At 39.5% G+C, this 11,217-nt stretch carries 9 protein-coding genes and 1 other RNA gene; 6 read left to right on the top strand and 4 right to left on the bottom strand.

Translation table 11 applies throughout. The features are described 5' to 3' along the window. Positions 1 to 19: 19 nt before the first annotated feature. Entirely contained in the window at positions 20 to 4,105 is a 4,086-nt protein-coding gene (locus LV716_RS12220; protein ID WP_163418083.1) for a DUF5689 domain-containing protein, read from the bottom strand. 207 nt (positions 4,106 to 4,312) lie between these two features. Here LV716_RS12220 and kdsA point away from each other — a divergent pair, with 207 nt between their 5' ends. Beyond that, positions 4,313 to 5,137 (top strand): 3-deoxy-8-phosphooctulonate synthase, encoded by an 825-nt coding sequence (gene kdsA, locus LV716_RS12215; protein ID WP_163418082.1) that lies wholly within the window; start codon positions 4,313 to 4,315, stop codon positions 5,135 to 5,137. Between the two features lie 55 nt (positions 5,138 to 5,192). On the opposite strand, the gene LV716_RS12210 is transcribed toward kdsA, so the two are convergent. Then, positions 5,193 to 5,567, bottom strand: coding sequence for a DUF1801 domain-containing protein (locus tag LV716_RS12210; protein ID WP_163418081.1), 375 nt, complete (start codon positions 5,565 to 5,567; stop codon positions 5,193 to 5,195). Between the two features lie 93 nt (positions 5,568 to 5,660). Between LV716_RS12210 and LV716_RS12205 the strand changes: the two genes are divergently transcribed. The 4 genes from LV716_RS12205 to LV716_RS12190 all read left to right on the top strand — a co-directional run bounded on the left by LV716_RS12205 (position 5,661) and on the right by LV716_RS12190 (position 8,695). Next, positions 5,661 to 6,269, top strand: coding sequence for a hypothetical protein (locus LV716_RS12205; protein WP_163418080.1), 609 nt, complete (start codon positions 5,661 to 5,663; stop codon positions 6,267 to 6,269). Position 6,270: 1 nt separating this feature from the next. Further along, entirely contained in the window at positions 6,271 to 6,567 is a 297-nt protein-coding gene (locus LV716_RS12200) for a transcriptional regulator (RefSeq protein ID WP_163418079.1), read from the top strand. Between the two features lie 50 nt (positions 6,568 to 6,617). Next, positions 6,618 to 7,976: a cell envelope integrity protein CreD gene (creD, locus tag LV716_RS12195; protein ID WP_163418078.1), complete on the top strand. Its 1,359-nt coding sequence runs from the start codon at positions 6,618 to 6,620 to the stop codon at positions 7,974 to 7,976. Between the two features lie 62 nt (positions 7,977 to 8,038). Continuing rightward, entirely contained in the window at positions 8,039 to 8,695 is a 657-nt protein-coding gene (locus LV716_RS12190) for a DUF1361 domain-containing protein (RefSeq protein WP_163418077.1), read from the top strand. A gap of 37 nt (positions 8,696 to 8,732) precedes the next feature. On the opposite strand, the gene LV716_RS12185 is transcribed toward LV716_RS12190, so the two are convergent. Together LV716_RS12185 and LV716_RS12180 are read right to left on the bottom strand one after the other, a co-directional pair. Beyond that, positions 8,733 to 9,008 (bottom strand): hypothetical protein, encoded by a 276-nt coding sequence (locus LV716_RS12185; RefSeq protein ID WP_163418076.1) that lies wholly within the window; start codon positions 9,006 to 9,008, stop codon positions 8,733 to 8,735. 84 nt (positions 9,009 to 9,092) lie between these two features. Further along, the gene (locus LV716_RS12180; protein WP_163418075.1) at positions 9,093 to 10,298 is read right to left on the bottom strand and encodes an NAD(P)-dependent oxidoreductase; all 1,206 of its coding nucleotides are present in this window, start codon (positions 10,296 to 10,298) and stop codon (positions 9,093 to 9,095) included. A gap of 347 nt (positions 10,299 to 10,645) precedes the next feature. Here LV716_RS12180 and ssrA point away from each other — a divergent pair. Beyond that, positions 10,646 to 11,044: a transfer-messenger RNA gene (ssrA, locus tag LV716_RS12175) on the top strand. Positions 11,045 to 11,217 lie beyond the last annotated feature (173 nt).

Here is an 11,217-nt window from a genome sequence, read left to right as displayed (position 1 = left end):
CAATAGACTAGATTTCTGCTTACCATTTCAATAAGCGTATTGTTTTTTGAACCTGCCCATTAACCGATGGTTTCAAGAAATAAAGTCCTCTCCGTAGTTGAGAAACATCCAGTCTCACAAAAGATTTCCCTTGTTCTACATTTTGGGATGAAGTGAACACCAATCTTCCAAAAAGGTCATACACCTCAAAATCCGCAACAACATCTTCCTCACTATCTATATAGAGTTTCGCTTGATTGAAGACAGGATTTCTGACTAAATATACTTTTGAGAAAACAGGTGCGTTAGCGCCATCACAGCTTCCCAATACCGCACCTTTTTTAAGGTACCAATGTGCAGCCCATTCCGAGACACAGTAAGAACGGCCCCTGAAGCAAATCTGAACTTTAGAAAAATATCGATTGGAACCACAGCTGACATCAACGGCTTCAACCACAATTTCTTTTGTAGTGCTACAACCGGTCTCATCGGTCACTGTGACCGTATATGTAGTATTTTCTTTGGGGCAAACGGTGATTCCCTCACTAGTTTCCCCAGTACTCCATACTATAGTATATGCTCCTTGTGCATTTATGATGTTGCTCACCGAAAGGTCGGCACATTCTGCTTTTCGATATCCCAGATATACCTTCGCATCTTCAGGAACACTAAAATCGATAGCTTCTGGTTCTGAAATGACAATAGTTTCGGATAAGATTGAATTATCCAATGAATCGGTTACAATTACTGAATACTCACCTGATTTTAAATCTATTGCTGTTTCGGTTATCTGCCCATCGCTCCATAAATATTCGTAAGGAGCAATTCCTCCAGAAACTTCCAATGTGATGCTTCCATCTAAAGCTCCGTTACAACTTACATCAACTATAGCGATACTATCCAAGGTCAATCCCTTCAACTGGAAGCGCGCTGATACTGGAAAGTGGTCAGATGCAGTGCTGGAGTAATCGTTATCGAAAACTTCATAATGCACCGTGACGGATTCTTCGATATAATTTTCAAAAAGTTCATTGGTGTAAGCAATATGATCTATCATATTCTCCCTAAAAACGAAGGAGCGAAACCCTTGCTCACTCAAAAGTGATGAAATGATACGGTAATTCTCGGTATCGTTTACGTATTCCTCAAAACTTGTAACCGTTGAAGGGATATCAGCTACGGTTTCATCCACATCATCGTTATAATCGCCTAGAAGAATCAATTTTCTATCTGCAAACTGTACATCCAAGGAATCTTTGAGCACTTCCACATCATATTTACGCATATCGTAGCGATTCTGTGATTCATTGCCGCTATTCGCCCTTGCATGTAGTGCAATTAAATCCAATTGTTCAGTGACTCCATCAATCGTAACATCGGCGGTCATTAAAAATGGTAATCTACCACTTGCGTAAAAACGGTCGGTTTCACTAGGGTAATCAACCAGCGCACTATCGTCACCACCATTGTACAACGGATGTATGGATTGTAAAAGTGGCCTAGTAGCCACAGGATTCACAGTTTTCGTTTTGTAAATAAACCCGACTTTTTGAAAAGGTGGGGTTCCCGTAGGATTGGAAACCGCTTCGGAAAGCACGAAATCATATCCTGGCAAAAGTCCTACCAATTCAGTAAAAAGCGTATCGTCCGCAATTTCTTGAACGGCATACACATCGGCATCCAATTGGCTCAAAACTGTCAACACACTGTCGCGCTGAATGGCATCTGAAAGCGGATTGCCGGCAGCGGGAGAATTACCTTCGTCACCGAACCACTCAATATTCCAGGTTACTACATCAAAAGTTTCATCTTTGGGAATACCAAGATTGTCCCCGGGTGGCACAAAAGTTTCAGCACAGGGTACATCTTCAAACGATCTTGGCAATAATTGGAATGTATCTTCAAATCTACCCACTACGCCAGCAACGGTTCCACAGGACTCAGGTTGTACCTTGCCAACCAAATCGGCGACATCACTGTCTAGACGTAGCTCTCCTGAACCACTTGCATCAGTAACCGTGTAATTGGAGTTCCCAAAAAACAAATCACCCGGATTGGGAAAACTTACATTTCGTATTTGTACCAATTCGCCGGGATAATTACCCAATTCTGCTAACGTGACAACTCTTGGCTCAATGCTTTCTGTGGGTTGAGGATTTTTTTCAACACTGGCCACAGGATTCAATTGCTGTAATTGCCTAAATGAAGAACGTGTACCCGTGACCGTTATGGAATCACCAACTGCAAAAACTCCTTCACCATGCACTGCTGCATCAAAAATGGCGATGGCACCGGTATCGTCCTGAATATAGGCAGGTCCTCCAAAATTATCGGATACAGTCAATATTCCCGTAATCGTAACAACGTTTCCTTCTGTAATCGCTCTCGCATCAGCTATTGAAATGATTTCCCCTGGATTTACAACAGCATCGTTTGCAGTACCAGGTGTTGGGGTCTTGACCACATAAGCATCCGTATTTCTTACGCCTCCATCACCATTGGGAATACGTTGCATAGATTCATTATCCTTATCACCATTGGTGTTTTCATTGAGCTGCAATTGCCCTTCGTTGAGCAAAACCAATAGTTCTGTAGCGTCTGGGTCATCTGTTCCATAAACAATAGCATCGACCAAACCATCTGTGGTCACTGGAGTTCCAGATGGAAAGTCAGTAGCATCACCCACATAAAGTGCTATGGCGTCCTCACCATTTTGAAATGCATTGGAACCAACTACAAGGTCAACATTAAGAACATCAGCATTTCCAATCACAAAATAACCTTCGACATTTGTACTAAATCCGTCTAGATCTATGGCATTATAGCTAGTATTGCCATTTCCATTGTACAGTACGAGCACCAAACCATCTAATGCTGTATTTCCCGCACCACCATCATAGAGTTCCAAAAATTCCAGTGTATCGGTGCTTGGGGTATCTACATCCAATTCATTGATAAGAACAGACACCGGTCCAACCACTAAAGCAGTTTCATTCTCAGCTGCTGGAGTATTTATAGCCTCCCCATTATCTGCAACTGCGGATGGAAAATCGGGCAAGCCTTGCCCATCAAAATCGTTTCGGACCCAATCCGAAGCATTATCGGTATCTGTAGCATTGGGTATTCTTGAAGCTCCACCCACGGTAAATGAAATTCCATCAAAACCTTGTGACAATACTACCTGACTATAATTAAAATCACCCGAACCACCATCGTTTACACCAACATCGTCCAAAATAGCTTCCCATGGTGTCGTGTCCAGAACACCGTCATCATTCGTATCCAAGTCGTCACCAACAGTGCCTGTAAAGTTGGAAACCAATAACAAGCTTACTGTTCCATTTTCAAATGCATTTGATAAAAATCCTGTTGTGAAATACCCGTTGGCGTCTGTAGTACCTAATTGAATCACTTCATCGATAGTGCCGGGGCTATTGGAATCCCCTTCGATTTCCAGAAGCCAAAAACTGCTCAAATCAGTATTGGCAGGTGCAAAAACTTCAACAAATTCATTAGTATCTCCACCCGTATGGTTAAAAACAAATTCGTTGATAATAGGTGCTAAAATTGGTTCACCAAAGCTTTGTCCAGCATTTATTGCGCCGTAACTGTTGTTTTGTGCGACTTCCCATGTAAAATCTTCATAGAAAAACCCTGTACCTGTCAAAGTCAGGGATGCACCTACGGGAGTGCTCGGTGATTCAGAAACACCAATATCCGTGCTCAAAAGACCATCCGCGACACCACCGACTGCTGTGAAAGTTCCTTCATAACTTAAAAATTGTACTACGTTATCCGTGTTATCTACTAGTGCAACACCATCTGGAGCGCCATTTTGAAGACCATTGGTCGGAAAAGCAATCAAAATCGTTCCGTATCCGTTCTGTTGATTTGGGATAGCACCCGATAAAGCTACCTCATTATAGACACTACCGTTGGAACCATTGTATAAAACAAGTGACCAACCTGACAAATCTGTACTCGCAGGACCAGCAATTTCGATTGCTTCCTCCACATCGGTGCTAGCATTATCATAGTGGATTTCGTTGATAAAAACGGACTGACCCAAGCCGTTGGCCATTCCTAATAATCCAATAAAAAAGAAAAAGAGTAGTTTTTGTTTCATATAAAAAAATGTTAATTAATGGTAGCCAAAAATACTTATCATGCTTGTGCATCAAATTCAGTACGTATTAAATTAATGTTATGTTATGTTTTTTCAGGTTTGGCCCAAACGATATAGTATAGATGATTTACCACTTCTTGCTTTCACATTGTGATCATTACTTGAATGCATCAAAAGCAGTACTTTTGCTATAAATTTTGATTTTTTATGGAACTTCAACGCATTCCCCAAATTAAACATACCGATTCCAACAACTTTTTTTTGCTTGCGGGGCCTTGCGCTATCGAAGGTGAGGAAATGGCACTAAGAATAGCTGAAAAGGTGGTCACCATCACAGACAAATTAGAGATTCCGTATGTATTTAAGGGAAGTTTCAAAAAAGCGAACAGAAGCCGAATTGACTCTTTCACAGGAATTGGAGACGAAAAAGCGTTGAAGATCTTGGGAAAGGTTTCCGAAACTTTCAAGGTACCGACAGTAACGGATGTTCATGAAATCGCTGATGCCGATATGGCGGCCGAGTACGTTGATGTACTGCAAATACCCGCTTTTTTGGTTCGCCAGACCGACCTCGTAGTTGCTGCGGCCAAAACGGGAAAAGTGGTCAATTTGAAAAAAGGACAGTTTATGAGTCCAGAAAGTATGCAACATGCCGTGAACAAAGTAAAGGATTCGGGGAGTGACAAAGCTTGGATAACAGATCGTGGCACCATGTTCGGCTATCAGGATATGATTGTCGATTTTAGGGGAGTCCCAACCATGAAGCAATATGCTCCCGTGGTTTTGGATGTGACCCATTCCCTTCAACAGCCCAACCAATCCTCTGGAGTTACGGGTGGAAGACCCGCACTTATCGGAACCATGGCACGTGCAGGAATTGCAGCAGGTGTTGATGGACTTTTTATGGAAACACATTTTGATCCCTCAAATGCAAAAAGCGATGGGGCCAATATGTTGGATTTAAGTTTACTTGAAAAGTTATTGACTGATTTGGTTGCCCTAAGGGAAACGGTAAACAGTTTTGACTCGTGAGAATCAGTGTAATTCGGGTCAGACCTTTAGTTTTAAGTGAATTTGAATCGTTTTTTCAGCTATCTCTTTTGTAAAAGCCTTTTTCCCTTAAGGAATATACTTCTTCCAAAACCTCTATAAGAATTTCATCATTGATTTCTTCCAGAGTTGTATACCGAAAAGACTTGACCACTTTTCGTTTTTCAGAAAACATCAATTCAGTGTGTTTGGTAAGGTGGGCGGAATTCCAAAAAGCGATATCCACGAATTTTCCCTTATAGGAAGCGTTAAGATAACAAATAGAGTGTTTACCCACATAAAAACAGGGGATTCTCCATTTATACTTCATATCGACCTCAGGAATGACATGTTCAATTACTGCCTTAAGGTGCAATAATATACTACGATAAGGCTCATCTCGACTCAGGATGTATTCTTCAGCAGGGTTCACAAATCAAAAATAACATGATTTTTATCGAATATTTAAAAAAATGGGTTTTGAATTCAAATAATATTTTAACTTTGAATTTCAAAGTACTTTAAAATGGAATCAAAAAAATACTTAGAAGACATATCCCAAATCAAGGATTTAATGAACAAATCTTCCCGTTTCATCTCATTGAGCGGGCTATCTGGAATATTGGCTGGCTTTTATGCAATCGTAGGAGCAGTTCTGGCTTATCTATTTTTATTGCCCAGAAACAGTGACTATGTAATTCTTCACAGTTGGAACTTTAGAATGCTCATAGCCATCTTAATTGCAGTTGCAGTTCTTAGTTTTGTTTCTGCCTACCTGCTCACGACCAAAAAAGCGAAAAAGAATAACGAGAAAATTTGGGACGCTACCACTAAAAGACTCTTGGTAAGTTTTCTTGTGCCCTTAATAACAGGAGGCATCTATATTCTAATAAAATTAAATAGCCTACATTATGGACTAACGGCTTCGCTCATGTTGATTTTCTATGGGCTTGCTTTGGTAAACGCCTCAAAATATACCATTGGTAAGGTAAAGTATTTAGGGTACTCCGAAATAGTCCTTGGATTATTATGCGCTGCCCTCCCAGGCTACGGATTTTGGTTCTGGGTTCTTGGTTTTGGGGTACTGCACATTATTTATGGCAGTTTAATGTATCTAAAAGAAGCCAAAGCTTAACATGGGGCTCATAGACAACATAAACAAATTATTTGACCATCGCATTCGGCTGGGCATAATGTCCATCCTTATGGTGAACGAAGAAGTTGATTTTAATCGGTTAAAAGAACTACTGAACGTAACTGATGGTAATTTGGCAAGTCACACAAAAACGCTGGAAAAAGCTGAATACATCAAAATTGAAAAATCCTTTATTGGAAAGAAACCCAATACAAGATATACCGCTACCCCATTGGGAAAGTTATCCTTTAAAAAACATATTGAAGCCTTGGAAAACATCATCAAAAATCAAAATTAAATTTTTTTATCAATTCACTTTGAAATACAAAGTACTTTAAATTAAAAAATATGACATCACAAAAACAAAAAATTGGAAACTGGTTTAAAAATTCGATTACCGCCAAAATGATTACCGTTGGCTTTTTAATTCTAATACTATTGATTCCCCTGGGTTTCGTTGGCGATTTGATACGGGAAAGAGGGTATCGGCAAACAGAAGTAGTTGAAGAAATCAATACAAAATGGGGCAAGGAAGTTGTGGTCTACGGTCCTATTCTAAAAATTCCCTACCAAACCTATATTGAAGAAAAAGTATTTGATGAGAAGACCAAAACATTTCTAAAGACCCTAAAAGCTCAAAAACATAATGCGTATTTCTTCCCAGGAGAACTCAATATTGATTCCAAAGTAAAAACACAGCCTTTAGAGCGTGGCATTTATGAATCTGTAGTATATACGGCAATGCTAAAAATGGACGGAAAATTCATCAACCCTGATTTTTCCAGCAAAGAAATCAACAAAGAAGATATTCTCTGGGACAAGGCTACCTTGCTTTTTAAAACAAGTAACCTAAAAGGAATACGGAATACCATTCAGGTTAAATTAGGGGAAGAAACCTATGATTTAAAGCCCAAGTTCAACAATTCCTTCATGAATACATTAGAGTCGGGCTTTCTAAAAAATCTAGATGAGCTACAAAAACAACCTTTAGCTTTTGAATCCAATCTGGAAGTTAATGGAAGCCATAACCTACAGTTTGTCCCCGTTGGAAAAGAGACACAGGTCTTCATGAAATCCAACTGGCATTCTCCTAGTTTTAATGGTAATTTCTTGCCCGATACCGAAGGGAAAAAGATTTCCCCAGATGGTTTTGAGGCCAAATGGAAAGTCTTGGAAACCAACCGTAAATTTGGGCAATACTTTTTCGATATATTGCCCGATTTATCACAGTCTTCTTTTGGCACAGCTTTTTTGGTACCCGTAGACGATTACCAAAAAACATCGCGTACCAGTAAATATGGCCTCATGATCATAGGGCTGACCTTATTGGTGTTTCTTCTAATCCAAATCAGTAGCAAAATTGCAATCCATCCTTTCCAATATTTAATGATAGGTTTGGCCTTGGTAATGTTTTATACGTTGCTCATTTCAATTTCAGAACATAAAAACTATCTTTTTGCCTATCTGGTTTCGGGCACTGCAGTGGTATCCTTGATTACATTATATTCAAGGTCTATCTTAAAAAACCTGAAGTTTACCCTGCTCATATTTGGTTCTATGTTGAGTCTTTACACATTTATATTCGTCATTATTCAATTGGAGGATTATGCGCTACTAGTAGGCAGTATAGGATTGTTTATCATTTTGAGCATCATCATGTTTACTTCAAGAAAAATCGATTGGACAAGCGCCCAACAAGCTGACTAAAAATCTATATGCACCGTTCCAATATTGGAGCGGTGCATACTATATCATCATACATATTCATCATGGGTAGAATTCTTTTATTTACGTTCATACACTATAAAAGCCTGTTACTTTCATTAGTATTCGCTATTGCATTGGTAACCACAAGAGTTGTAATTACGGGCTCTCTTTTTTATACATTTTTAATCTGGAATTTATTTCTGGCCGTAGTACCCTATTTATTGACCCAAACTGTATTTTGGTATTCCTATGGAAGAATAAATACTTTTTTTCGTTTAACATTATTTGCTACATGGTTGGTGCTTCTTCCAAACGCTCCCTACATTATTACGGACTTGATACACTTGCAAAGTCAATATTCTTTCTGGAAATGGCTTGACCTTTTTATTGTTTTTGTTTTTGCCTTTAATGGGCTGTTGTTCGGAATACTATCCTTAAACGATGTATTTGGCTTTTTACAATATCATTTTAAGGAAAAATGGGCACTGTTCATTATCTTTTGCATCTGTATCTTGAGTGGATACGGCATTTATCTGGGTAGATTTCTTCGTTTCAATTCTTGGGATATCTTATTTCGAACACAATTGTTGACGCAAGAAATTTTAACTAGTTTGATGGAAACCAGGGCTTGGTTAATGACATTTGCTTTTGGACTGTTTTTTTGGATGGTCTTTACGATGCTCCGCTGGGTAAAAGAAAAGAATCAGGTACTGTATTGAAGCCTTTTCTATTTATGATAAAAACTAAAACAAGAATTTAAGCTACCGAAAACAATGCCGAACCGTTTATCTCGTTGTCAAAATCGGTTTTTATCTTTTCTATGTAATCGTGAGGTGTTTTTTCCGAAATCCAGACCCATTGGTTTTTGATATCGACATCAAAATGAAAACAGGAAAAATCATCAAGATGTTCGTTATCCAATCGTGATAATAGAAATTTGGTGATTCTAGGCCGTAATCGGTATTCCAAATCGATACAGGCTTTTTTTATGGCAGGATTGGTATTTCCTGAAATTACCCAATTGAATTTCACTGGTTTGGTTGTTTTAGGAACTCCCAAGATAACAAAAAATAAGAATTCAGAAATAGCCGGTTCGCACTCTTCGACCAAACACGCCTATTCCAGTCCATCGACATATTTTTGTAGGTAGCCATACCGTTTTGTCAGCTTACCGTTTTGGGTCATTCTGGCGCGTTCCAGGATTCCGTCTGCATCGTTATTAAAAAAGGCCGGAATCACATATTTAGAAAATGCTTCTCCAAATCCGTTACTTGCATCCCTTGGCAACTCACAAGGTAAATTATCCACTGCCATTACTGCAATTGCATCAGAATTTTTAAAATCTGTTATTGATTCGGTTTGTGGATCGTACCCATAAATTGGATCGGCAATCGTAGAAGGTTGTATTGTTGAAGCCACGGGACCATCTATGTCACAGCTAACATCCGCTACGACCTTTATCTTAAAATCCGGATGTTTGGCATCTTCACGGGTATACAAATAGGGCGCTCCATCCCCATAAAAATGACCTGCTATGTAAAAATCCGTGACTTCGGCAAAACGAAAAAAGTTGGATCTGTATTCCTGTGGATTTTGAAAAAAGTCAGCTTTGTTACCCCGAACACCATCTTTACGCTTGTTATATTCTGAAGCATCTATTTGACAATATACGGGTTCGTTGAAAGTCTCGGAAAGGTATTCAGCTACATTGACTTTCATTAGATTCATAGCATCGAGCATTTCCTTAGCACCATTGCCAACCCTCCCCTTTCCCGTCAAAAGGATTTTAATATTGGGCAATTGTATTTTTTGTAGCTCGTCTATCAAAGCTTGCTGATCGTGCAGCGTTTCTGCCTTGGGGAGGTCGAAAGCTCCATACTTTAATCCATAAGTTCGAACACCATTATATGCCCCTACGATACCTGCATAACGACCAAAAGCCACCAAACGCTGCCCTTTCTGATCTGTAATTACCTCATGATCGTACAGCTCTATGTTTTTTTCCAATACGGCTCTAAGCAGGTCACGGTTATAAGGTTGCTTTTTTATCGTGTGTGAAAAGAAGAAATATTTTTTATTGGGTATAAGTGCATTTATTGGTACCTCCTTAACACCGAGCAATACATCACAATCATCAATATTTTGAGAAACGGGAACATTTAGTTTTTCATATTCTTTATCCCCGAATACACGAATTGGCGAGGATTCCACTTCTATTTTGGCTTTAGGAAATTTTGAAAGGACATTTTGACACTCTTTTGGTGAAAGCACAACCCTTCTATCGGGTGGGCTTTTACGTTCCCTGATGATTCCGAACTTCATAGTAGTATGGTATAATTATTGGCCTAAAATAAGGGTATTGACTAGGGGGTACAAACTTTTTTCTGCTTTGCCAGATAAATGTTAGCTTTGTCGCCCGCGTTAGGGATGGAAGCGGCATCCTTTTTACCGCCCTGAGCTTGTCGATGGGCGATGAAAAGATACAGCGGACAGCCCGACCCGAGCATTTTAGCGAGGGGAACGCCCAAATAAATTTGCTGCTCTAAATAGGCAGGCCCTAAAATATGTTAGGGTAGAGTTCTTTGAAAAAACAATGGGATGAATAGGTCCTTCGACTACGCTCAGGACATAATTCGTTTACGGTAAGCAAAGCTTACCTAACTCATTATGGGGCCGACTGGTTTTGACAGCGAGACCAATGGCAATGTAAGCATGTCGAGCGCTGGGATACAGCTCGTTAATCTCATATTTCACACTTTTAATTGGCGATAATAATTACGCTCTTGCCGCATAATCTGAATTATAGTAGGATTTGCCTCGTCGCTACAAGGTAGCGAAGCGAGATGTTCCTGGGTAGCCCTTGTTGATGGCGACCCGTTTAGGAGCACCAGAAAAGTCAACATAAGGGTATTGTTCGCTTTGGCAATGCCACTAAAACTTTAAGAAGCTAAGTGTACGATAGGCGGTCTTTGGTCGGTCGTGCATCGAAAACCAAACAAAGTCTAAGCATGTAGAAAGCATTGCAATTGCTTGTTTGGACGAGGGTTCGAATCCCTCCGGCTCCACTAAAAATTCGATAAGCTTCATCAAAAATCCTGTAAATTATATGATTTACAGGGTTTTATGTTTCTTAGCTGTTGGACAACTTAACCTCTAAGCACTCAAATATAAAATTTCAGTATCTGGCTGCTCAACCTAAACCAACTTATATATATTTGGGCTTTAAAAAGAAATTGAAATA

It is taken from the genome of Flagellimonas sp. HMM57, from assembly GCF_021390175.1.
In the GTDB taxonomy this organism is placed as follows: Bacteria; Bacteroidota; Bacteroidia; order Flavobacteriales; family Flavobacteriaceae; genus Flagellimonas.
Note: the sequence above shows the minus strand (reverse complement) of the source record. Positions and strands in the feature narration are given on the sequence as shown.